At 51.3% G+C, this 22,760-nt stretch carries 20 protein-coding genes and 2 pseudogenes; 4 read left to right on the top strand and 18 right to left on the bottom strand.

All coding sequences use genetic code 11. The annotated features are described in order from the left end of the window. Positions 1 to 36: 36 nt before the first annotated feature. From fucU to fucP, 4 genes and pseudogenes are all read right to left on the bottom strand, one after another. Positions 37 to 459, bottom strand: coding sequence for an L-fucose mutarotase (fucU, locus tag ACWWFX_RS19550; protein WP_473224545.1), 423 nt, complete (start codon positions 457 to 459; stop codon positions 37 to 39). Between the two features lies 1 nt (position 460). Next, positions 461 to 1,879 (bottom strand): annotated as a pseudogene (gene fucK / locus ACWWFX_RS19545) (L-fuculokinase). A 49-nt stretch (positions 1,880 to 1,928) separates the two neighbouring features. After that, positions 1,929 to 3,704 (bottom strand): L-fucose isomerase, encoded by a 1,776-nt coding sequence (fucI, locus tag ACWWFX_RS19540; RefSeq protein ID WP_473224544.1) that lies wholly within the window; start codon positions 3,702 to 3,704, stop codon positions 1,929 to 1,931. Positions 3,705 to 3,736: 32 nt separating this feature from the next. Further along, a complete protein-coding gene (fucP, locus tag ACWWFX_RS19535) occupies positions 3,737 to 5,047 on the bottom strand; it encodes an L-fucose:H+ symporter permease (protein ID WP_473224543.1) in 1,311 nt (436 codons plus the stop codon). A 557-nt stretch (positions 5,048 to 5,604) separates the two neighbouring features. Here fucP and fucA point away from each other — a divergent pair. Together fucA and fucO (ACWWFX_RS19525) are read left to right on the top strand one after the other, a co-directional pair. Continuing rightward, positions 5,605 to 6,252, top strand: a complete 648-nt coding sequence (gene fucA / locus ACWWFX_RS19530; protein ID WP_473224542.1) for an L-fuculose-phosphate aldolase — start codon at positions 5,605 to 5,607, stop codon at positions 6,250 to 6,252. 27 nt (positions 6,253 to 6,279) lie between these two features. After that, entirely contained in the window at positions 6,280 to 7,428 is a 1,149-nt protein-coding gene (gene fucO / locus ACWWFX_RS19525) for a lactaldehyde reductase (protein ID WP_473224541.1), read from the top strand. Positions 7,429 to 7,609: 181 nt separating this feature from the next. On the opposite strand, the pseudogene ACWWFX_RS19520 reads toward fucO (ACWWFX_RS19525), so the two are convergent. Next, positions 7,610 to 7,747, bottom strand: a pseudogene (locus tag ACWWFX_RS19520) (GntT/GntP/DsdX family permease); the annotation flags it as partial. Between the two features lie 142 nt (positions 7,748 to 7,889). Here ACWWFX_RS19520 and cuyB point away from each other — a divergent pair. Continuing rightward, positions 7,890 to 8,624 carry a cysteate racemase gene (gene cuyB / locus ACWWFX_RS19515; protein ID WP_473224540.1) on the top strand — a complete coding sequence of 245 codons (735 nt, stop codon included), beginning with the start codon at positions 7,890 to 7,892 and terminating at the stop codon, positions 8,622 to 8,624. A 7-nt stretch (positions 8,625 to 8,631) separates the two neighbouring features. Here the strand turns inward: cuyB and hypT are convergent, their stop codons facing one another. The 4 genes from hypT to ACWWFX_RS19495 form a co-directional block, all read right to left on the bottom strand. After that, positions 8,632 to 9,540, bottom strand: coding sequence for a hypochlorite stress DNA-binding transcriptional regulator HypT (hypT, locus tag ACWWFX_RS19510; protein ID WP_473224539.1), 909 nt, complete (start codon positions 9,538 to 9,540; stop codon positions 8,632 to 8,634). A gap of 63 nt (positions 9,541 to 9,603) precedes the next feature. Further along, complete coding sequence (gene iadA, locus ACWWFX_RS19505; protein ID WP_473224538.1) at positions 9,604 to 10,776, bottom strand: beta-aspartyl-peptidase; 1,173 nt, start codon at positions 10,774 to 10,776, stop codon at positions 9,604 to 9,606. 12 nt (positions 10,777 to 10,788) lie between these two features. Further along, positions 10,789 to 11,250, bottom strand: a complete 462-nt coding sequence (locus ACWWFX_RS19500; RefSeq protein WP_473224537.1) for a YjiG family protein — start codon at positions 11,248 to 11,250, stop codon at positions 10,789 to 10,791. Beyond that, positions 11,247 to 11,933, bottom strand: a complete 687-nt coding sequence (locus ACWWFX_RS19495) for a nucleoside recognition domain-containing protein (RefSeq protein WP_473224536.1) — start codon at positions 11,931 to 11,933, stop codon at positions 11,247 to 11,249. Before ACWWFX_RS19495 ends, ACWWFX_RS19500 begins: the two co-directional genes overlap by 4 nt. A gap of 394 nt (positions 11,934 to 12,327) precedes the next feature. Between ACWWFX_RS19495 and ACWWFX_RS19490 the strand changes: the two genes are divergently transcribed. After that, positions 12,328 to 13,194 (top strand): helix-turn-helix transcriptional regulator, encoded by an 867-nt coding sequence (locus tag ACWWFX_RS19490; protein WP_473224554.1) that lies wholly within the window; start codon positions 12,328 to 12,330, stop codon positions 13,192 to 13,194. 47 nt (positions 13,195 to 13,241) lie between these two features. Here ACWWFX_RS19490 and ACWWFX_RS19485 read toward each other — a convergent pair whose 3' ends face one another. The 9 genes from ACWWFX_RS19485 to adhP all read right to left on the bottom strand — a co-directional run bounded on the left by ACWWFX_RS19485 (position 13,242) and on the right by adhP (position 22,755). Further along, the gene (locus ACWWFX_RS19485) at positions 13,242 to 14,762 is read right to left on the bottom strand and encodes a carbohydrate porin (protein ID WP_473224535.1); all 1,521 of its coding nucleotides are present in this window, start codon (positions 14,760 to 14,762) and stop codon (positions 13,242 to 13,244) included. Between the two features lie 82 nt (positions 14,763 to 14,844). After that, positions 14,845 to 15,177, bottom strand: a complete 333-nt coding sequence (locus ACWWFX_RS19480; RefSeq protein ID WP_473224534.1) for an L-rhamnose mutarotase — start codon at positions 15,175 to 15,177, stop codon at positions 14,845 to 14,847. A gap of 1 nt (position 15,178) precedes the next feature. Further along, complete coding sequence (locus ACWWFX_RS19475; protein WP_473224533.1) at positions 15,179 to 16,099, bottom strand: dihydrodipicolinate synthase family protein; 921 nt, start codon at positions 16,097 to 16,099, stop codon at positions 15,179 to 15,181. A gap of 17 nt (positions 16,100 to 16,116) precedes the next feature. Further along, positions 16,117 to 17,286, bottom strand: coding sequence for a lactaldehyde reductase (fucO, locus tag ACWWFX_RS19470; protein ID WP_473224532.1), 1,170 nt, complete (start codon positions 17,284 to 17,286; stop codon positions 16,117 to 16,119). Between the two features lie 78 nt (positions 17,287 to 17,364). Continuing rightward, on the bottom strand, positions 17,365 to 18,666 hold the full coding sequence (locus ACWWFX_RS19465) for an MFS transporter (RefSeq protein WP_473224531.1): 1,302 nt from the start codon (positions 18,664 to 18,666) through the stop codon (positions 17,365 to 17,367). Between the two features lie 69 nt (positions 18,667 to 18,735). Beyond that, positions 18,736 to 19,599 (bottom strand): amidohydrolase family protein, encoded by an 864-nt coding sequence (locus tag ACWWFX_RS19460; RefSeq protein ID WP_473224530.1) that lies wholly within the window; start codon positions 19,597 to 19,599, stop codon positions 18,736 to 18,738. Next, on the bottom strand, positions 19,596 to 20,546 hold the full coding sequence (locus ACWWFX_RS19455) for an aldo/keto reductase (protein ID WP_473224529.1): 951 nt from the start codon (positions 20,544 to 20,546) through the stop codon (positions 19,596 to 19,598). Before ACWWFX_RS19455 ends, ACWWFX_RS19460 begins: the two co-directional genes overlap by 4 nt. An 11-nt stretch (positions 20,547 to 20,557) precedes the next feature. Next, positions 20,558 to 21,712, bottom strand: coding sequence for a mandelate racemase/muconate lactonizing enzyme family protein (locus ACWWFX_RS19450; RefSeq protein ID WP_473224528.1), 1,155 nt, complete (start codon positions 21,710 to 21,712; stop codon positions 20,558 to 20,560). Then, positions 21,709 to 22,755 carry an alcohol dehydrogenase AdhP gene (gene adhP / locus ACWWFX_RS19445; RefSeq protein WP_473224553.1) on the bottom strand — a complete coding sequence of 349 codons (1,047 nt, stop codon included), beginning with the start codon at positions 22,753 to 22,755 and terminating at the stop codon, positions 21,709 to 21,711. Before adhP ends, ACWWFX_RS19450 begins: the two co-directional genes overlap by 4 nt. Positions 22,756 to 22,760 lie beyond the last annotated feature (5 nt).

Here is a 22,760-nt window from a genome sequence, read left to right as displayed (position 1 = left end):
TGATCGCCCGTCGTTTGCGGGCGAAACGGCAAAAGATTACGGCGTAACTCCTTTCTTTAAAAGAATATTCCCGTACTTCGCTTGCTCGCCTGTGATAACGATCGCAAAGGCGTGTTGCGCCCGCTCGTAGAAGGCAAAGCGGTCAATACGTGTAACGGGAGGGCAGGGCGCGTGTAAAGAGAGCGCATCGCGATAGCGTGATTCCACTTCCGGGTCGAGGCTGTCGCCTTCCACGGCGGCCATCATCACCAGCGGCGGTGCGTAGCTATCGAGTTCAAAGAGCGGGATCACCGCACGCAGTAAATCGCTGACCTGCAGACCATCGGCGCGGATAACCTGTGGGCCGATGCTGTGTGCCGGAAAATGGGCGTCAGAAAAAATAATTTCGTCGCCGTGGCCCATTTCAGCCAGAATCTTCAGTAGCTCCGGAGAAATTAAAGGCGAAATTGTTTTGAGCATTTCACACTCCTTCTGTTAAGACTGATTCCGTTTGTGGATAAAAATAGCGGTACTGGTATTGCACCTGTCCGCGCGCCTGTTCGGGGGTGGTGAATTCACCGATGCCATACCAGCCGTACATGGCTGCGCCTGCGACGGTGGTTTCCGCGTCTTCCAGGACTTTGATGGGTAAATCGAGCATATCGGCTTTAATTTGATTCCACAGTGCGTTGCGGCTTCCGCCGCCGACCAGCAGCAGTTCCGTCGCTCTGAATTCGCCAATTTGTTCCAGCGTATGAAGATTGCGCTGAAGTTGCATCGTTAGCCCTTCCAGTGCGGCCCGGTAAAAATGGCCTCGCGTGGTATTAAGTGTGACACCCTGCCACCCGGCCTCGGGTGAGGTGAGAAGATCGCATTGCATGGTCACCCCCTCAGCACCTACGGGGATGCGGCGCGCTTCTTCAATCAACGCTTGCCACGGGGTATCGGGCGTCCACAGCAATTTGCGCACCCATTCCAGTACGCCAGAGGCGAGCCATTGCATTCCTGGGTTGTATAAACCAGGCTGGCTGTCCAGTTCACAGGTCGAGCCGGGATAGCGACTGAGCAGGGGAGTGTTTACCTGTGTGCTGCGGACCATCAGAATCTCCTAGGTGCCGGAAGAGAGCACTGGTTCATCTTTATCCGCACCTGCGCCAAAAAGCGCAAACTGGGTATCATGCCCGGCAGAAATTACCGGAATACCCGACGGAAGGCCGAGCATCCTGGCGGCGCTGTCCTGTAACGTGCCCACTTGTTCACCGGCATTAACAAGACGCGGGAACAGACGTCGCGGTATACCTGTGGTTTCAAGGATGGCTGAACTGAAGTCCTGGTGGTGGATGTCCAGCATTTGGCTGGTCCCCGCCATGGTGATATCGGTAGTGAACTCGCCAGTTAAACGGTGGTTAATCAGCGAGGAAATAAACAACCAGGCGTGCGCTTTTTCAAGCAACCGGGGATGGTTCTCTTTCAGCCAAATCAGTTTGTATAACGTGTTAAACGTGAATGCGCCAACGCCTGAAATGGTCTGCAAATGCCGGGGTTCAATGTAGCGGGAAATATTTTCCATGACCGCTGCCGTGCGCGTACATTTCCAGCTAATCACCGGATAAAGAAGTTCTCCCTGTGCGTCCACCAGTGCGCCGTCAACGCCAAACGTTGTCACCGTAATGCCCCGAATGGTACAGCGTGACAGTTCGTTGGCCAGACGATGACAGCATCCGGAGAAACGTTGCAGGATGTCCTCCAGCGACCATTGATGCCAGGCGTTATTCTCTGCCGCTACCTCACTGGAATTCGCGACACTGGCGCGGGCAACAATCTTTCCTTGTCGGTCAACGGCTATTGCCCGGATGTTGGTGGCGCCGCAGTCAAGGACCAGTATGACCTCTTGTTTCATAATGACTCCAGGAACGTATTTGCCCCCCGGTAGCGGGGGGCAGAATGCATCAACGTTTGTACAGCGGTCCGTAGTTCTGGCAGGCGCGATAATCCTGACCTTCCAGATCCATTCCGTGTGCAGACCAGGTTGAAGGGCGGTAGATTTTTTCCTCCTCAACGTTGTGCATGCAGACCGGAATGCGCAGCATAGCAGCCAGAGTGATAAAGTCCGCGCCAACGTGGCCGATAGTCAATACACCGTGGTTCGCGCCCCAGTTAGCCATTACCGAATACACATCGCTGAACGGACCTTTGCCGGTCAGGCGTGGTGCAAACCAGGTCGTCGGCCAGGTTGAGTTGGTGCGGGCGTCGAGTTGATCGTGCATCTCTTTTGGCAATTCAACGCTCCAGCCTTCTGCAATTTGCAGTACCGGACCCAGGCCTTTGATGATATTGACGCGGGTCATGGTGAATGGTACGCCGCCTTCGGTCAGGAAGCGGGAGGAGAAGCCGCCCCCACGGAAGTATTCGTGGATCGCCGGGCACCATTCGGTGGCCGCGAGGCAGGCATCGGCTTCCTGTTGCGTGATCTCCCAGTGGGGTTTCATGGTCGGCTTACCTTTGCTATCGCGTTGCTGGCAAGAACCATCCAGTGCCGCGGAACCAGAGTTGATCAGGTGGATAATGCCGTGTTCTGCCAGCCCGGTCAGTGGTTGGCCCGTCACTCGTTTGACCGCATCCGGCGACCAGTAGGTTCGAACGTCGGCAAAAATTTGTGCGGTGCCGGTTAACTGATGGCCCATCAGCATCGCTACGCCGTTGAGACTGTCGTTTTCCGTTGCGACCACAAAAGGTTCGCGTACACCATTCCAGTCAAAAGAGCTGTTGAGCAGCGCTTCTGCCGTATCGCCGTTTGGATATTGATCCGTCCAGTGACGCTGCCCCTGGAAGCCAGCGGCAATAGCGTTGTATCCCAGAGATTCTTCGACTAACCCTTTGTCGGCTAATACTTTATTACCCTGCATCATGTCGCGAATACACATCGCCATCAGCAGGCTTTCTTTCAGCACCGCCCGGCTCTGAACTTCGTTACGTTTGTACTGCTGCGCGTTCTGATCTTCGCCGTAGCGGAAGTTTTTGTCGGCCCAGGCCAGCGCCATTTCCAGTTCGATTTCATCATAAATTTTCTGGTCGATGCGGCGGCGCAGTTCGGTCATATCAACGGCCTGTACTTTCATACCGAGCCAGGATTCGAAGAAGTTATGGTCGACGATGGAACCTGCAATCCCCATTGAAACGCCACCCACAGAGAGATAGCTTTTGCCCTTCATACTGGCGACAGCCAGGCCTGCGCGTGCAAAACGCAGCAGTTTCTCTTCGACGTCCGCCGGAATGGTGGTGTCATCGGCATCCTGAACGTCGTGACCGTAGATAGAAAACGCCGGGATACCTTTTTGGCTATGTGCCGCCAGTGCGGCTGCAAGATAGACGGCCCCTGGACGTTCGGTGCCGTTGAAGCCCCAGATAGCTTTTGGACGCAGTGGGTCCATATCAATGGTTTCACTGCCGTAGCACCAGCAAGGTGTGACGGTAATGGTGACGCCAACGTTCTGGCTGCTGAATTTCTCTTCGCAGGCGGCAGATTCTGCCATTCCTGCGATGCAGGTATCGGCAATCACGCATTCGATCGGTGTGCCGCAGGCATGACGCAGTTTTGCACTGATAAGGGCCGCCGTGGCTTTCGCCATATTCATGGTTTGCTCTTCCAGCGACTCGCGAACGCCCATACGACGTCCATCAATTACCGGGCGGATGCCAATTTTCGGTAAGCTGCTTTTTTTCATTACCAATCCCTCACGTTATTCGGAAAAAATATTTAGTGAGCTGCCGTTTGTGAACGGAAGCGGGCAAAGATGAAGATGACAGCGAAACACACTGCCGGAACCAGTTCTGCTGTAGGGATATTGCCAGCCGCGTCGCTGACAAAGCCCATCACCGGGGTCACAATGCCGCCGCCAATGATGGTCATGACGATAAATGAGGAGCCATACTTGGTGTCCTGGCCCAGATTTTTGATCCCAAGCGAGAAGATGGTTGGATACTGAATGGACATAAACGCACTGCATAACGTCAGCGCCAGCAGGCCTGAATGACCGCCGCTAAAGGCTGAATAGAGACACAGAAGCATCGCCAGCAGGGCATAGGTCGCGAGCACTTTGTGTGGCGCAAAGCGGCTGATGAGCCAGGTGCCGGTAAAGCGTCCAATAAAGAAACACACCATCGTGCCGGTAAGATAGTTGGCGGCAAAGCCTGCGCTCATGCCAGGAATTTCTTCAACAGCGTAGCGAATCAGATAACTCCAGCATGCGGTTTGCGCGCCGACATAGCAGAACTGTGCGAGCACCGCCCAGCGCCAGTGACGAATACGTATCAGGCGACCCAGAGATGCTGAGAAGGAGCTTTGTGAGGTGTCGCTGTGATCGTCGCTTTGCAGGGCAGGAAAGCGGGTGAACATGATCAGCAGGGCCACCAGTAACACGATTGCCACGATGATCATATAAGGTGTTTGAACCGATAAAACCAGGCTGTGCTTGTAGGCGCTAAGTTGTTCTGGCGCCATTTTATCGAGCACTTCCTGAGATTGATGTGGGACGTGCGACAAAATAAGACTTTGCCCAAACACGACGGCGATAATAGCGCCGAAAGAGTTGAATGTTTGCGCCAGGTTCAGTCTGAAATGGCCTCCACTTTCTGGCCCTAAAACCGTCACAAACGGGTTGGCCGCAGTTTCAAGACACCCTAATCCAGCTGCGATAATAAACAGGCCAATAAGGAAAAGAGTGTAGTTCATCACTTCGGCAGCAGGCCAGAATAAGGCGGCACCGAAAGCATATAAGAACAGTCCGCAAATAATACCTGCTTTATAGCTCAGTTTTTTCATCAGAATCCCAGCTGGAATAGGAATGACGAAATAACCGAAATAAAAGGCGGACTGAATCAACCCGGCCTGAAAATTAGACAGAGTAAAGGCTTGTTGAAATTGTGGCAATAAAATGTCATTCAGATTATTAGCCACGGCCCAAAGGAAAAAAAGCGAGCACAGGAGGGCGAAAGGAATAACGTAACTCCTCGCCTGACCTGTCTCTGCGGCGCGAAAGCTCTGCGTTTGTATTGTTGTGTTTGCCATAGCATCCTCGTAGGTTCAAAAGCATCTTTAACGGCTTTAGCCTGTGGTCGGTATTGCTCTCCAGACCGCAAATTGGATGAGTTCGGATATATGCCGGGTAATAACAAGGGGGCAGGAAGTGAACTCATGAATCCATTTTCAAATAAAAAAGGCTGGTTAATATGATGGAGGTCACACTTAGCGTATAGATAGTTGTTTTATGTGATTTTCATCACTTTAAAGTGATAAGAATCATGACCGTTTGAGAAAATAAAACTTAAAAGCCACAAAGCTGATGCCCGAATTAATTTATTGTGGTGAAAACGGGCATTTCCCTCTGAAAAATAAATATGAATGACCGTTTTAATGAATATTTTTAAGAGCGGTCATTTTGTTTTTATTAAATCATCGCATAAGGCGAGTTACGGGCATGGATTAATTGACCTGGCTCACAAAATAACGTGATGTAAATTCCTTTATTACTGTTCAATACGATGATGGTTCCATTATTCAACGTCTTCAACAGCGCTCAACAAAAGCGCCTGTTGCCGTTTTTGAATCACTAAGAGAGGTAAGAAATGGAACGAAACAGACTGGCGCGGCAGATTATCGATACCTGTCTGGAAATGACCCGCCTGGGCCTGAACCAGGGGACCGCGGGGAATGTGAGCGTGCGTTATCATGGGGGAATGCTGATTACCCCGACGGGCATACCTTACGAAAAGCTGACCGAAGAACAGATTGTCTATATTGATGCGGACGGTCAGCATGAAGAGGGTAAGCTGCCTTCCAGTGAGTGGCGTTTTCATATGGCCGCTTACCAGACGCGGCCCGATGCGCAGGCCGTCGTCCATAATCATGCGATTCACTGTACCGCCGTGTCTATTCTTAACCGCCCGATCCCGGCTATTCACTACATGATTGCCGCCGCCGGAGGTAACTCTATCCCCTGTGCGCCTTACGCGACGTTCGGGACGCGTGAGCTCTCGGAGTATGTCGCTGTTGCGCTAAAAAATCGCAAGGCGACGCTGCTTCAGCATCATGGCTTAATCGCCTGCGAAGCAAACCTTGAGAAAGCGCTCTGGCTGGCGCATGAAGTGGAAGTGCTGGCCCATCTCTATCTCTCAACGCTTGCCATCAGCGACCCGGTTCCGGTGCTGGATGATAGCGCCATCGCCATCGTGCTGGAGAAATTTAAAACCTATGGGCTACGCATTGAAGAGTGATGTCACCGGTTGTGAAGGAGAGGGTCAATGGCGAACAGAATGATTTTAAATGAGACGGCCTGGTTTGGCCGGGGCGCGGTACGGGCATTGACGGATGAAGTCAAACGCCGTGGGTATCGCAAGGCTTTGATTGTGACTGACAAAACGCTGGTACAGTGCGGCGTGGTAAGTAAGGTCACGGACAAAATGGCGAGTGAAGGTCTGGAATGGGCGATTTTTAGCGGTGTGGTCCCCAACCCGACGATCGCGGTGGTGAAAGAAGGGTTGCACGCGTTCGCGCAAAGCGGCGCTGATTATCTGGTCGCTATTGGCGGTGGCTCACCTCAGGACACCTGTAAAGCGATTGGTATCATTAGTAATAACCCTGAGTTTGCCGATATTCGCAGCCTGGAAGGGCTATCACCCACACGCAAACCGAGCGTGCCTATCATGGCGATTCCGACGACGGCAGGCACCGCAGCGGAAGTCACCATCAATTACGTGATAACTGATGAAGAAAACCGACGTAAATTTGTCTGCGTCGATCCGCATGATATTCCTCAGGTGGCCTTTATTGACGCGGATATGATGGATGGTATGCCACCGGCACTGAAGGCAGCAACAGGTGTGGATGCGCTGACTCACGCAATTGAAGGCTATACCACGCGTGCGGCCTGGGCATTGACGGATGCGTTACACATCAAGGCGATTGATATCATTGCCGGGGCATTACGCGGTTCGGTGGCGGGGGATAGTGATGCCGGTGAAGCGATGGCGCTGGGGCAATATGTTGCCGGGATGGGATTCTCCAACGTCGGGCTTGGGCTGGTTCATGGTATGGCGCATCCACTTGGCGCATTTTATAACACACCACACGGTGTGGCCAATGCGATTCTGCTGCCACATGTGATGCGCTACAACGCCGGGTATACCGGTGAAAAGTTCCGTGATATTGCGCGGGCAATGGGCGTGAAAACGGACGGGCTGAGCCTGGCCGCGGCACGTGATGCGGCCATTGACGCGGTCATTGCGCTGAATCGGGATGTTGGTATTCCACCACATTTGCGTGATGTCGGTGTGCGCAAGGAGGATATTCCTGCTCTGGCGCAGGCCGCATTAGAGGATGTGTGCACTGGCGGGAATCCGCGTGAAGTTACCCTTGCAGAGATTAGCGAATTGTATCGTACTGCATGGTAATAACATTTCTGGAACCGGGTAAGCCTTTCTAAATAAGGCTTACCCGAAGTTTTCGTTATAGGTGAATGTATCCAAAATAAAAAATACTGTGCTAATAACGTAGAGTACATATACGTATCGGATAGGAATATAGGCTTATAAAGCCCTGAATAGACGGATATCCAGAATTAGAATTTATTTGTTATGCAACAAACAGATTCAGAATTAATACCATTATCAGCCCAACAAATGAGTTGATTAACTCAAGAAGACCTCAGGTTTTAAATGTATCTTTCATTGAAATACCGAATGTTTCCTTAAAGAGCAGGAATCCTCCATTCAACGCGTTTTCAATGAGTTCCTCTAGCCAAACCAAACGGCGCTATGAATTTTATGCATAACCGCAGCTAAAACGGCATTTTTGTCATTAATCTCAAACTGATAGTGTGTTCCTGAACCTAACCGAATATATGAGATAAGTCATGAAACATACGATTGGTATTTTGGGGGGGATGGGGCCAGCGGCGACAGCAGACATGCTAGAGAAGTTTGTTTATTTACGTCATGCCAGTTGCGATCAACAGCATATCCCACTGATTGTGAGTTCCATTCCGGATATCCCCGATCGCACCACCTGTTTGTTATCCGGCGGCCCTTCGCCTTATCGCCATCTCGAACGTTATCTGCATATGCTGGAGGATGCTGGGGCGGAGTGCATTATTATCCCCTGTAATACGGCGCATTACTGGTTTGAGGATCTCCAGGCGGTTGCAAAAGTCGAGATGATCAGCATTCTCAACGCGACGTTAAGTGACATCCCGTTATCAACCACGCGTGTTGGCCTGCTGGCAACCAACGCCACGTTGGCAACTGGTTTATATCAGAGACAGACCCGAGTGCGAGGAATTGACTTGCTGCAACCGGAAGATGTAAGCCAGGCTGAAGTTATGAAGGCGATTTATGCCATGAAATGCGGTGATAAAATAGAGGCGCAAAAAAGGTTGTTTCCGCAAATTGAACGTCTGATTTCGCAGGGTGCGCAGCGAATAATTATGGGCTGTACAGAAATACCGCTTGTTATGGTCGGGAATGAGAAAGCGTTTAGCTGTTCCTTTGTTGATTCCACCGAGTCACTGGTACGTGCCGCCATTCGTTGGTACGAATCCTGGCCGGATACGCAGATTACCCCCATGCATCAACAACGAATAGTTGCCTGAGCTATTTTCAGGGAACCGTATTCAGCGACCGCAGTTCTCGCCAGAAGCTTTCCGCCACCAGGCTCATGCGGGTATCCATTCGCCATGCATAGGCCTGAACGGGTATGACCAGAGAGCTTTTGTCCAGCACGATCAATTCGCCGCTGAGAATTTCCTGACGGATAGAATATTCCGGCAACCAGGCAATACCACACCCGTCCAGCGCCACTTTTTTAAGTAATTCACTCATCGAAGACACAAAAAACGTGCTGAAATTTAACTCTACATGGCTAGTGAGCATGCGGTTAACCTGCCTGCCCATATAGGAATGCTGGCTGTAATTAAGTAGGGGAAAATTCGCTTGTGTCAGAGAATACCGTGCTTGCCCTTGTTCATCACTGGCGCAAACGGGAAACAGGTGCGATTCAAATAAACGGATATTGGCAAAAGGCTCCTGAAGAAGGTTTTCGTCATAATAGGAGAAAACAAAATCGCTTTGCCCTTCGCGTAATTTATTGACCGCCTGATCAATATCGATGGCTTCGACCGAGTACGTGAACTGTCCAGGCATGTCTCTGACGATGCGTGGTAGTAAACCCAGTGAGAGGGAGTGCGCGGCCGCGATTTTGATTTTTCGCTGCATATAATCACTGCCACCGCGAAGTTCTGCGAGGTTGCTTTCAAGTTGCTGGAGTAACTGGCGCACCTGAGAGTGGAATATTTTCCCCTGTTCGGAAAGCTGCAAAGGTGAAATCTGGCGATTGAAAAGCTTTACGCCGACGGCAGTTTCAAGGGCGCGGATCCGCCGACTGAATGCGGGTTGTGAGACATTGCGGATGATGGCTGCCTGGGAGAAGTTTCGACACTGTTCCAGTGTCAGAAAGTCATAAAGCCATTTCGTTTCGATATTATGCAAAATTGCACCACTTACATCCATTAGGGTTACTCTGTCAGCCGCACAAGCGATCATTTTACGTTCATTGGTACGGCTGACAAGGGCTTATGCCGATTCGAATGTGCCTTTCACACAGGCTTTTCCGCTATCAACCATGCGTTTCCCATGCGCGTATACCTGTTCAATAACCAGTTCCGGCGTCATAACCACCATATCAGCATCGTTACCAAGGGCAATTTCGCCTTTCCCGCTAAAACTGAGAAATTTCGCCACATTGCTGGTTAGCGGGCGCAGAGCATCGGTAAGTGTAAAATCGTGTACCTTAACCAGATTATGCAGCGTCTCAAGTAGGCTCTCGAAACCGGCAACACCGATACCCGTCAAATTACCAGCAGCATCGAAACGTGGTTGGCTACCGTTGCCATCAGAACTTAGCGTGACCTGACTCAATGGCACACCTGCTTTAACTGCGCGGGCAATCCCCTCAGCGGGCGTCACCGGGCCGGCAATCCCGCTGGTAATATCGATGGTGCCGCCCTGAAGTGCGAAGGTAATGGCCTGTTCAAACAGATATTCACTGCGGTTGACGTGAGTCGGCAATAATTTACCAATCGGGACATCGCTGTTTTCCAGAATATGGTAAAGCGGCTGTAGCCCTTTCTTACTGCTCCCCATATGGAACACGCTGACGCCAGGTTTCCCGCCAAGCAGTCCGCCGACGCGGGACTCCGCCGCCATTTTCGCCAGTAGATCGCCCGTCGGTGCAGCAGAGCGGTGATCGGATACCGCGCATTTTACGCCGATGATCCGGTCGATAAGCGCCACGTCTTTCTCCACCGCACCGGTGATGGTCGGTGAAGGAACATGGTATGCCCCGGTCAGCATCCAGGCGGTGATGCCTTCTTCATTCAACGCCTGGGTTTTGGCCAGCAGAGATTCCGGGTGTCGCGTAACAGAGTCGGTCCCCAACAGGCCAACAACCGTGGTGATCCCCGCTTCCGTCAGGCGGCTTAATGTGACTTCGGGTGTACGCGTGGTCGGGCCAGCTTCCCCGCCACCGCCAATTAAATGAACGTGTTGATCGATAAAACCGGGGCTCAGGATACGACCATCCAGATTAACCACGGTACAGTCAGGCACAATGTCCGTCGGGATGGTTGTCTCAATGGCAATAATTTTGCCGTTGGCCAGAAGCACATCGCATATTCCCCGATCCTGCGGTGCATAGACGTGCGCACCCTGTAACAGCGTGAAATTCGCTGCAGATAAATCAGCCATAATTATTCCTTCCTACACAATGAACTGCATTACCCAGATCGACAGTAGCGCGTTGATGGCGCAAACGGCGATGATATGCGGGTAGTATTTAGGACTGACTTCGGCAGTCCCGAGGCAACGGCCAACGTTTTGTACCGGATTGCCCATCAGATAAATAGCCGGCAACAGTACCGTGACGTCATGGCCGTTTAACGCCCCCGCAGTGAGCAGACTGGCTGATACACCCACCGCGCCGCCCATGCTCATCAGCGAGGCCAGCAGAACGGTAGCTGCTTCACCAGGAAGTCCCCACAGCGCCATAATGGGTTGACAAATATTGCCGACCCATTCAAGTAGCCCGGTAATTTTGAGTGCCTGAATAATGACGAATGCCATGACAACATTGGGTAAGAGGTTGGTCGTCGCGATAGTAAAACCCCGGCGAGCACCATCGATAAACATATCCATGACATTTTTCTTCACCTGCGTGGTCATGACTGTGCTCCTTGTTCCGGGTGACGACGTTCTTCGAGATTGATCCAGGTTCGCAACAGATTGGCGCCAATAAATTTGAATATCAGGATAACGGCCAGCGGGACGATAACTGAAGTTCCGAGAAAGGCGAAGACAGCGGCACCGGAAGAAAAGTAGTTGGTGATGATGGCGCTACCGCTGGTCTGGTAGGTCGCAAAAATGACTTTATCACGCTCGGTAATTTTACCTTCCTGCGCCAGCTCTTTCGTCATACCGGCAGCGGCATCAGTATTTTGCAAATTGGCAATCAGGGCCAGTGAGCAGATACCGGGTATCCCCAATAGTGGTTTCAGTACTGGTGTCATCAATTGTTGTGCTGCCCGCAATCCCCCCAGTCCATCGGTAATGGCAATAATACCCAGTGAGAGGATCACCGAAGGGGCGAGTTCCAGCGCAAAGAGAAAACCATCTTTTGCGCCAGCGCCATTCACACCGCGAAATGTCGCGGTACTTTGTGCGGTACTGGTGCTGAGTTGGCCGAATGAGCCATTTAGTGCGCTAAAATCAAAAACACGCCACCAGCCATCGCCTCCGGAAAAAACACCAGAAAAGAAAATGATGGTGAGAAAGAATGCGAGATATCCCTTAATCCCCACTTTCTCTACCGCCTGCGGCAGAGCCGCTTCTTGTCCATGTATCGCCATTGCGAGCCCCGTTATTTTTTGTGATGTGTGTTTGCTGTAACAGGTCTAATAGGACCGATACGTAACGACCTTATCAGCGGTGTGGGTACAGGAAAAATGCAAGTATGTTTATCGCTATGCGTTTTTAGCATGACAAATGTGTTGACATGTCTGTAGGTTGCGAGTTTTTAGCATTTTTTTACGTCCGGGGGGGCGATTCGCATCTTATCGTGGCGGTTGTTATTTATCATACATGTTTTACTCATCATGATTTTGTCTTATGTGTTTAATGTTTTGATAGAGTTGTGAACCGGGTCAAATATACATGCAGTCCCTGGCGAACTTCATATAGCGTTTCATATGTCAGCAGCTTAAAATGAATTATTAATTTCCTGGAGGGCGTATGAATACACTCGTGCAAAAAACACAAGTGATAGAAAACTGGTATCGGGAATCAGAAGAGTTTTCGACATTAGTTAACTATCGTATTATGCGGGCTGGCCATATTCGAACGCATGCGAATTATCATATTCAACGTCAGTCAGTGGTTGGTCATGAACTCATATTTTGCCTGAAGGGGAAGGGGGTTATTCAGTTTAACAATAAGACCTATCCCGTAAAAAAAGGTGACCTTGCCTGGTTACCGGTCAGATTACCTCATGGGCATTATCCAGACAGCACAGAACCTTGGGAGATTCTCTGGCTGAGAATAGAAAGTTCCAAGATGAATAATATCATGCACATTCTTAATGTGTTCAGTGAACCTGTTTTTGAGTTCAATGAGCCAGAAGAGGTTACCGATATTTATTATCAGTTATTTGCGCTGATGAAAAGCCACTCTCTGGTTTCTGATGCCCACTGCGATGCTTTATGTTCTCAGCTTATTTACCTGCTGCTCAGAAATCGTAGCCAGCAAACCGATGATTCTCTTCTTATTACGCACCGGGGACTGGGGCATTTAATCTATCACATCCACAGTCACTATAATGATGAGTGGGATATCGAAAAATTTATGCAGTATTGCCAGGTCAGTAAATCGCAGCTATTTCGCCTCTTTCAGGAAACATTTGATCAAAGTCCGTTAAAATGGTTGAAGAATTATCGCCTCTCTCAGGCCAGGCGAATGTTGGTCGAAACGGAGGATACCATTGGTAAAATTGCAGGGTTGGTGGGATATAACGATCCACTCCATTTTTCACGTGACTTTCACCGTGGAGTTGGGCTTTCACCCCGTGAATTCCGGCGTAGGGAAAAACAGAATTCAACGGGAATACCGGAATAACGCAGAAAAAAGAACGGCCCCGATCTCTAAAGGCCGTTCTGTAACTCTTAGAAAAAGGTCTCCATCTGGATACCAAATGTCCACTCTCCGCCAGCCGTAAAGCCTTTCTGGCCAAAGGTGTCCGTAGGGCTGTAATTGTCCAGAGCGTTATCCCAGTTCATCCATGACGCAAAGATACGAAGCTCTGGGCGGGTAAAGAAGGGAGAGATATCATCAGGTCGAAACGTCGGGGCAAAGGTCAGCTTATAAAAGTTGCCATGCACCTTCTGATATTCCTGATAACCATTCGGATCGAGATCCATATATTGCCATGTCGCTTCATAACCCAAGGCGAAGTTTTGTGTAATATTCTGCATGAATCGACCATTCAGCGTTATCCAGCGATAATCATCGCCCTTAACGTAACGATCGGTACTGAGTTGTGCCAGCAGTGAAGGGGCAAAATCCCAGTTGCGGGAAAGGTTAACGATGCCATAGCTTGCCAGACGCAGTGTATTTGCATCTGATAATAGAGCCGGGTCCGTACCGATATTTTTCACTTCAGCGCCAAGGCCCGTACCCCATGAAAGGGCACTTCGGGCTTCACCCTGAGTCAGGCCATAAAAGCTATTAGCCTGATAGCCCAGCAGAACGGTATACCCCTTATTGGCGGCATTAAATACTTTATAGCCGCTAAGTGTTTCCCGCTCTTCATTGTCTTTTGCCTGCATCCCACTGACAAACAGTTGTACCGGGCCAAAATAGTTGTTGGCCGTCAGCACATAGTTTTGCACGTCATTATTAAAGATATCGACATCGCCAAAACTACGGCCAATGAAAGAGAAATTACTGCGGCTATTTTCGCTCCAGCGAATATCATAAATACCGCCACCGGTTCCGTTGAGGGCAACAAATTTAGAATCCAGCCAGGGAATTTCAAAATTATCGCGATCGACACGTTTTCCGGCCCATAAGGTGGTGTCTTTAAAGGGACCGCTAAAACTCGGTAGCGAGGCGATTTCAGCAAATGCCTGGCTGACGTTCAACGTGCTCGATTCCGCCGTCCAGTCGTTATAACTTTTTTGTTGGTCGGCAATCATGGTCATAAAGCGAGTCGTTGCACCGTTCTCCAGCCTTTTTTTCTTCTCGAGATAAACTTCAACGTAGGTATCCGGTTCGTTCCCCAGGCGGCCAATTGCGCCACCGCTTTGTCCGGCAGGCGTCATAAAAGGCCCCCCCTGCGTGTGGCGGGCGTTATGATTGGTCATCATACCCGCTCGGGCGTAGCCGTGAAGCTCAAAGTAATCGTCTTCATCGGGGGTAATTTTTTCAATACGCTGGGTGCGTTCTTCCAGCCCCTGGATATTTTTTTGTGTTTCCTGCGAGGTGCCTTCAGATTTTTTTAACTGCGCCGCAAGTTGACTATTTTTCTTCTCCGCGAAGTCGGCTCTGCTTTCTGCCTGTTGTAACCGTATTTCAAGCTGATTAAGACGCTCGTCGATAGTTAAATTATTGGCGGAAAAAGCATAGGGAATGGTGAGCAGGTTTATCAAACCAAAACTAATTAGCGCTGTAGAGGTAATTTTCATTCTATTTTCTTCACTCACTATCATAAAAAGGGAAGAACCCTGCACGATATAAAACGCAGGGCGAGGAATATTTATTATTGTGTTAATCCAGGTGGTAAATTTCTTCCATTTCAGCCCAAAGAGTGCCCTCTGATTCGCCTTCGAGCGCAATTTGGCAAGGGGAGGTTTCTTTCCACCATTCCTGGGTTTTTAAATGTGCAGCCATTTTTTGCTGATCGGCTTCATAATTGTCACCGTCGTACTCAAGATAACTGAATAAAAAACCACTTCTGTAATAAATGGAAAAATTACGCAGGTGGCATTCTTTAATCATGGCGTTGACTTCCGGCCAGGGATTGGCATGCAGCGCTTTATAATAATCCAGCTTTTCTGGATGTACTTTCACTACGCAACCAAAGCGACGAACGTTTCCCATTTCATTCATCCTTACCATCAATGACGCCAGCACGGCGCAGAATACGTTTAATTTCCGCTTTCATATCTTCCGTTAACGGCGAGGCGGGTGGCAGTGAATAAACCGTAATATCCAGGCCAATCAGCTGTAACGCATATTTCACGGCATTATAAAAAGGCAAATCCAGCGCATAGAGTGGTGGGATCCAGGAGAGAGATTGCTGTAGTGCCACTGCGCGAGTGAGATCCTGATGACGCCAGGCATCAAGGATACCGCAGGTCAATTGTGACGCGAAGTTTGCGCTGGCGGGAATGCAGCCATCACCGCCGAGGATGAGCGTCCCCAGCAAATATTCATCGTAGCCCGCGAACACGGCAAAATCAGGTCGCATCGGTTTCACTGCATGCAGCGTTTCGCGAATGTGCGAAAGCGTATCGACGGTATCCTTCAGACCCACAATATTGGGGCAGCTGATAGCCAGCTCTTTAATAATAGAAACTGGGATAGATTGCCCAGTCAGTGCCGGGAAGTTATAGAGAATAATAGGAAGGGGAAGTGCCCCGGCTATCATTTTGAAGTGTTGCAGCAGGTTACTATCACTCAACGGGTTATACCAGGGATTCACCACTACCACGCCCTGTGCACCCGCCTGCATAGCATGGTGGCCTGCATCAATCGTTTGCTGCGTTCCGCAATAGGCAATGCCGATAAGTACTGGTTTTCTGCCAGCGACCTGTTTAAGACAAAACTCGGCAACCTGCTGACGCTGTGCGCAGGACATATGGGCAAATTCACCCGCGCTGCCGAGAAAGAATAATCCGTCGACCGGCGAAGCCAGCAAATGCTCAATAAGTGTTGCCTGTGCGGTTTCGTCAAATTCTCCCTGCGCGGTAAAGAGCGTAGGAACAGGGGGAATAATCCCGCTGAAAATAGGCTGAGTCATAGTGTTCTCCTGTACCGTCATTGCGGTTTATGTCCGTAAAAGGCTTGTTGATAAAGAAGGGCGATATCATCAGGGGTCGCGGTGCGTGGATTCCCGCCGGTGCAAACATCATTGAACGCGGCGAGCGCGAGCGCGGGAACATCGTTAAGTATCATCCCAACATCCTGCAATGCGGCAGGAATGCCCACATCGTTGTTGAGCTGCCATACCGCATCGATAGCGGCCTGGCGAGCCTGGGCAAGTGACAGCCCGTCGACATTGGTAACACCCATCACCCTGGCGATGTCACGGTATTTTTCCCCCGTATAATCCGCATTCCATGCCATGATTCTCGGAAGCAAAATGGCATTGGCGACGCCGTGCGGGGTGTTATAGAACGCGCCCAATGGATGCGCCATGCCGTGCACAAGACCCAGCCCCACATTCGAGAACCCCATCCCGGCGATGTACTGAGCCAGCGCCATTTTTGCCATGGCATCTGCGTCACCGGTAACGGCGGCACGCAGTGATGTTGCGATCATCTCAATGGCCTTAAGATGAAGTGCGTCAGTCAGTTCCCAGGCCCCGAGGGTGATATATCCTTCGATTGCGTGAGTGAGGGCATCAATGCCTGTTGCTGCTTTCAGTGAAGCGGGCATCGCATCCATCAGATCGGCGTCGACCAGCGCTACTTGCGGAATATCATGAGGGTCAATACAGACAAATTTTCGCTGGTTCTCTTCATCTGTAATGACATAGTTAATGGTGACTTCTGCGGCAGTGCCTGCGGTAGTCGGCAATGCGATAATGGGCACGCAAGGATTTTTCGTCTCCGCAAAGCCTTCCAGACTGCGAACATCGCCAAATTCGGGGTTATTGATAATAATCCCGATAGCCTTACTGGTATCCTGTGGCGAGCCGCCGCCAATGGCGATAAGAAAATCGGCACCGCTTTCGCGAAATGCGCTGACCCCGGCTTTAACAACGGTGATACCGGGGTTGGGAACCACCTTGTCAAACAAGGCCCAGTCATATTTTGCGTTATCTAACAGCGTGGTGATTTTTTCCACTATGCCACACGTGACCAGACCTCTATCGGTGACAATCAGTGCTTTTTTAAATCCCCGGCGGGATATTTCATTGATAAGCTGGTTCCGGCAACCGCGGCCAAACCAGGATGTTTCATTTAATATCATACGTTGCGACATATATAAGACTCCGGTCTTTAGCGCAGGCGAGTCCTTTCACACTCATCGCTGAGTATGTTCCCGCCTGCAAAAATGGCGTTATTTAACGGATTTTATCGGTAATACAAAAAATGATGATGCGAAAACAAAAATAATGGCAGCAATAAACAGCGCTGAATAATCATTGTTAAACGTTGCCAGCAGCCATGCAGATAATATAGGGCTGAAAGACTGAGGTAATACGGTAGCAATGGTCAGGATCCCCATGTCTTTTCCGGCTTGTTTACCGCCGCCGGGTAAAACCTGGGTCATCAATGCCATATCGATGGAGGTATATGCGCCGTAACCCAGCCCCAGAATGGCTGCATAGATATACATGCCGGTCAGCGTTGGCATAAACAACGGAACGCACAGGCCCGCCGCCATCAGGATGCTGGAGATAAAAACAAAGATTTTGCGTTTCTGCAGCTTATCAGAAACGATGCCGGAAACCAGGCCAGAGAAAAGCAGCGTGACCAGCGTGATGACCGAGATAGTCCCGATCGCATAGTTAGAGTCTTTTACGCTTAATCCAATGAAATCCTGAAGGATATATAACTGATAGGTGACGACGCCCTGATAGCCAAGGTACATCGCGAAGCGACCGAAAAATGCCCAACCAAAGTCAGGATAATGGCGTGGACTGACCCAAAAGCTTTTAAAGAAAGTCCCCCACCTGAAGGGTTCAACGTGCAGGCTCTGCGTAGACGGTTCGCGGTTAATCATCACAAATGCTACGCAGCAGGCGGCAATCGCTAGCGCGAAGACCAGATAACCCAACTGCAGATTCCAGGCCAGATAACCGGCCAGAATAATGCCTACGGTCCCGCCTGCCGTGGATCCGGCTCCTACAAATCCCGAGGCGATTCCCCGGTTTTCAGGTAAAAAACGATCGGCTACGACGGTGGCCAGCGGCCCGTTCATACAGTTCAGGGAAACCGCCGCCATTAACCAGAATACTGCGATCCCCGCCACGGTGGTGGTCATGGAAATACCGAAAATAGCTAATCCACCCAGCAAAGCGCCACCAATAATAAATGGTGAACGCCGCCCCCATTTGGACCGACAGCGATCGGACAATGCCCCCGCAATGGGCTGTGCAAAAATCGTAAACAACAATGCGGTGGTCATGACGATGGCGAGATTATTTGCCTTATTCGCAGGATCAATTTGCGCAATATGATTCGGAAGCAGAACAGATATCACACCGCAATAGAGTGCTAATAAAACAAAAAAGTTAGTGAACAGTGAAGCCAGTAATAGACGTTTCTTTTTTCCCGTCACCATCAAATTATCGGCGGGTAACATTTCTGGCTTATCATCAATCTGACCAGCTTGTAATGAGTTGATATTATCAGACATGCTTATTTCCTCATTTATTATTCAGTAGGGTAAAGTGGAATAAACGACATCAGACACATTTTGATTTTATTATTTGCCTCCTGGTGCCGTCAGATAAACACGCCGGGCGTTTTCTGCCATGATGGCTTGTTGTTGTTTGGGCTGCAGTGTCGTCAGGCACGCCTCTACACATTGCCGCCAGCGTGTATACCCCCCCGCCAGTTCTACGACCGGCCAGTCGCCGCCAAATAAGCAACGTTCCGGGCCAAAGCGCGTGATGGCATGCGTAATCCAGGGCTTAAGATGCTCCGGTTGCCACTGATGCCAGTCTGCTTCGGTCGGTAATCCCGAAATTTTGCACGACAGGTTGGGAAAGGTACTGAGGGCGTCAAACCCGTCCACCCATGCTTGCCATTCATGCTGTACGATGCCGGGTTTTCCCATATGATCCAGAACGATACGCGCCTCAGGTTCCTGTTGATAAAGCCAGGTCAGCAAATCATTAACTGCGGCTAATTGCGATGCCCTCACACATAAATCAACGGTGAAATTCTCACGGACTGCGGCGAGTAATCCGGCGCGATAATTCGCATCGTAGAACAGAGCCAGCGGCTCGTTCTGAAGAGAGCGGCGAATACCCACCACTCGCGGCAGTTTCCGCAACTGCCGCAGATAAGGACGAACCGCATCTCCCGTTTCCAGCGGCGCCCATGCCACGATCCCCATAATGCGCAGCGGAGAACGTTCGGCCAGGTGGTTGATCCAGTCGACCTCTTTAAGCGCGTCTTCTGGGGCGCAATCGGCCTGTACCACAATGACGGCATCAGGAGCATGAGGCTGTGCTGCCAGCTCTGTGGGTAAACATGCACGATTGATCGCGGGCACATCTTTTAGCCAGTCATAGTGCAGCAACTGCGGGTCCCAGAGGTGAAGGTGGCTATCGAGCGTCTTCATTTTTGCGCTTTGCCCCCGTTTCCAGGCAGCACATCCCAACCGATATTGAGCACTGGCGCCATCAGGTTATCGATTCTGGCCAGCAGTTCAGGGGCGAGCGGTTGTTCACACCAGCGCACGTTGTCCAGCATATTCTCCGCACTGGCGGTGCCAATCACGGTGGAGGCGATGCCATTTTCTGCCGCGGTGGTTAAGGCAAATTGCAGCGCAACCTGGGCAATATTGACGCCATAGTCATCACATAAAGCAGAGACCGCACGACAGACGCGCTGGACATCCTCATGTGCTGGGTGCCAGTCCGGTGCGCCGTTGCGGGTTAATAAACCCATGGAGAGCGGGGACGCATTCAGTACACCAATCCCCTCAACATTTAATCGCTGTGCCACCGGCCCCAGACGGCGGTCCTGCAATGTCCACGTGCAGTATGCCATCACCGTATCCACTTTTTGCTCGTAGGCTACGCGCTCCAACAGGGGCAGGTCATAGCCAGTGATCCCAATATGGCGAACGACACCGCTATCCCGCAGTTTCCTGAGCGTGGGTAACGCTTCATCAACCAACTGCTGCATGTCTCCGTATTCAATGTCGTGGCATTGAATCACATCGATGTAGTCGGTTCCGAGGCGGGAAAGACTCTCTTCAATGCTACGTAGGGTGGCTTCGCGGGAAAAATCCCACAACGCGTCTCCGTAACGCCCCACTTTTGTCGCCAGCGTATAGCTTGCACGCGGCACGCCTGATAAGGCACAACCCAGCGCTTTTTCTGCTTTTGTCAGCCCATAATACGGGGCAACATCGAAGTAATTCACGCCATGTGCCAGGGCCGCCGCAACGGTTTCATTGGACTGCTGCTGTGAAACAGGGTGATAAATACTGCCCAGCGATGCGGCACCCATAGCCAGTACGGGAACGCGTATCCCCGTTTTACCCAGAGAGACTGTTTTCATTGTGTGCTCCATTATTCTTCACCTTGCGCAGAACGCAGGGATAAACGAAGCCCCGCCCGTTTAGGTCTGACGTGCGGACCCTGCGCGATTGTCCAACTTCCGTCGCGTTGATGTGTATTCAACATGGCTTCATCCACGGTGATGCCAAGCCCTGGCTCATTACCCAGTGCGATGCCGCCATTCTCAATGCGCTGATCCACCTGTAGACCCAATGGAAAACTGAGATCCTGAATCTCACAGCTCAGGTGGTTCGACACCGCAGCAGCAGCATGGGCAACCGGGTTCGCGTTATAGCCCACTGGGCTGACGGGTAAGCTGAATGCCTGAGCCAGATTGGCAAGGCGCAGGAAGTGCGTGATCCCCCAGCACATTCCCGCCTGCAGAACATCGACGGCCTGTGCCTGAAGCAGCGGCTGAAACTGCTCAAGCCCCGTCAGATTTTCACCGGTGGCGACAGCGCAGCGTACCTGCTGGCGAACCGTGGCATGACCCGCGGCGTCCCAACGGCGCACCGGCTCTTCAATCCAGCTCAGGTCCAGCGCTTCCTGTAGCCTGTCAACGTAGCGCACAGCATGCTTAACGCTCATGGATTCATTGACATCAATCATCACCGCCGGAGAGGGGGTGTTGCAGCGATAAACGTCCCGGACGGCCAGCAACCGTTCCAGATCCTGTTCAACATCCAGACCGCCCTTCAACTTGAAGGCTGTAAATCCGCGGTCGGCAAAGCGTTGATGCAGTACGACGAGTTCGTCGAGCGGGAGAGGGTAATCAAGCCCGGATGCATAGCCGGGAACAAAGGCATCTCTTGCGCCCAGCAATCGCCAGAGAGGTTCTCCGGCGCACTTCGCTTTGAGATCCCACAGCGCCATGTCCACCACGCCAATGGCACCAAAAACGCTACCGGTATGCCCGCTTTTGAATACCCAGGCTTGCATTCGGTCATAAAGCGCCGTTACCGCGCGGGGATCTTCCCCTTCGATAGCCGGGAAAATCCGTTCGATATCGGCGTGCCCGCCGACGCCGATACCGCAAATACCTTCATCTGTCTCCAGAATCAGAACCGGTACTTCCGTGATGCCGGACGTTATCGTGCCATTGACATCACCAATGGGGCGTCCCCAGTGATGCCAGCTTTTGAGCGTACGCCAGCCAGTGATTTTCATGCATTTGGCTCCACTTCAGGCTGCGAGGTGCGCAGGTCGATGACCATTCTTCCCTGAATAGTGCCGCTTTCCATTTCGTTAAAAATGGCATTGATTTCATTCAGGCGCCGGGTTTGCACCACGGGACGAACGCGCCCTGCCAGCGCATGTTCAAATGCCTCTGCGAGATCCTGGCGAGTGCCAACCAGGCTGCCGACGATCTGGATGCCATCAAGAACGGTTTTCACAATATTGAGATCAAGATCGCCTGCGGGAACCGCAACGCACACGACTTTCCCACCAGCTCTGACACTGTTCACCGCCTGATTAAAGGCCGATTTTGCCACGGCGACGACAACCGCCGTATGCGCGCCACCTTCGGTGATGGCCTGGATGCGTGCGGGCACATCATCCCGGGCAGGATTGAGCGTGATTTCCGCACCGCACTCGCGGGCCAGAGCCAGTTTGTCATCCTGGATATCAATAGCGATAACCCGGGCATTGAAGACATTGTGGGCAAACTGAATCGCCATATTTCCAAGACCACCTGCGCCCCAGATAGCCAGCCATTGGCCGGGACGCACACCAGAGACGCGAATTGCTTTATAGGTTGTCACGCCTGCACAGGTAATGCTGCTGGCAATCAGCGGATCAAGCCCATCGGGGACTTTGACGGCGTACTCTGCTTTAACGATACATTGTTCTGCCATCGCGCCATCGACGCTGTAACCGGCGTTTTTCACGCTCCGGCAAAACGTCTCCCGGCCGCTGATGCAGTATTCACAAACCCCGCATCCTTCGTAGAACCAGGCGATGCTGACGCGATCGCCGGGTTTCAGGCAGGTGACATCATAGGCAACTTCGGCAACGATACCGATGCCTTCATGGCCCGGAATACGGCCTGGTACGGGGCCGAAATCACCCTGTACAACGTGTAAATCTGTATGACAAACGCCACAGCACTCAACATTCACCCGCGCTTCGCCGGGGGCCAGAGGGCGCAGGGTGCGCTCAAGAACATCGACTTTACCGGGTTGGCTTTCACTCACTACAGCTGCTTTCATCATAT

Source organism: Pseudocitrobacter sp. 2023LY-00077, assembly GCF_055796175.1.
This window is presented reverse-complemented; position numbering and strand designations above follow the sequence as displayed.

Bases quoted from the DNA above. Each gene is read 5' to 3' on its own strand.
- fucU (WP_473224545.1), bottom strand. From the start codon at position 459: ATGCTCAAAACAATTTCGCCTTTAATTTCTCCGGAGCTACTGAAGATT.
- fucI (WP_473224544.1), bottom strand. From the start codon at position 3,704: ATGAAAAAAAGCAGCTTACCGAAAATTGGCATCCGCCCGGTAATTGAT.
- fucP (WP_473224543.1), bottom strand. From the start codon at position 5,047: ATGGCAAACACAACAATACAAACGCAGAGCTTTCGCGCCGCAGAGACA.
- fucA (WP_473224542.1), top strand. From the start codon at position 5,605: ATGGAACGAAACAGACTGGCGCGGCAGATTATCGATACCTGTCTGGAA.
- fucO (WP_473224541.1), top strand. From the start codon at position 6,280: ATGGCGAACAGAATGATTTTAAATGAGACGGCCTGGTTTGGCCGGGGC.
- cuyB (WP_473224540.1), top strand. From the start codon at position 7,890: ATGAAACATACGATTGGTATTTTGGGGGGGATGGGGCCAGCGGCGACA.
- hypT (WP_473224539.1), bottom strand. From the start codon at position 9,540: ATGGATGTAAGTGGTGCAATTTTGCATAATATCGAAACGAAATGGCTT.
- iadA (WP_473224538.1), bottom strand. From the start codon at position 10,776: ATGGCTGATTTATCTGCAGCGAATTTCACGCTGTTACAGGGTGCGCAC.
- ACWWFX_RS19500 (WP_473224537.1), bottom strand. From the start codon at position 11,250: ATGACCACGCAGGTGAAGAAAAATGTCATGGATATGTTTATCGATGGT.
- ACWWFX_RS19495 (WP_473224536.1), bottom strand. From the start codon at position 11,933: ATGGCGATACATGGACAAGAAGCGGCTCTGCCGCAGGCGGTAGAGAAA.
- ACWWFX_RS19485 (WP_473224535.1), bottom strand. From the start codon at position 14,762: ATGAAAATTACCTCTACAGCGCTAATTAGTTTTGGTTTGATAAACCTG.
- ACWWFX_RS19480 (WP_473224534.1), bottom strand. From the start codon at position 15,177: ATGGGAAACGTTCGTCGCTTTGGTTGCGTAGTGAAAGTACATCCAGAA.
- ACWWFX_RS19475 (WP_473224533.1), bottom strand. From the start codon at position 16,099: ATGACTCAGCCTATTTTCAGCGGGATTATTCCCCCTGTTCCTACGCTC.
- fucO (WP_473224532.1), bottom strand. From the start codon at position 17,286: ATGTCGCAACGTATGATATTAAATGAAACATCCTGGTTTGGCCGCGGT.
- ACWWFX_RS19465 (WP_473224531.1), bottom strand. From the start codon at position 18,666: ATGTCTGATAATATCAACTCATTACAAGCTGGTCAGATTGATGATAAG.
- ACWWFX_RS19460 (WP_473224530.1), bottom strand. From the start codon at position 19,599: ATGAAGACGCTCGATAGCCACCTTCACCTCTGGGACCCGCAGTTGCTG.
- ACWWFX_RS19455 (WP_473224529.1), bottom strand. From the start codon at position 20,546: ATGAAAACAGTCTCTCTGGGTAAAACGGGGATACGCGTTCCCGTACTG.
- ACWWFX_RS19450 (WP_473224528.1), bottom strand. From the start codon at position 21,712: ATGAAAATCACTGGCTGGCGTACGCTCAAAAGCTGGCATCACTGGGGA.
- adhP (WP_473224553.1), bottom strand. From the start codon at position 22,755: ATGAAAGCAGCTGTAGTGAGTGAAAGCCAACCCGGTAAAGTCGATGTT.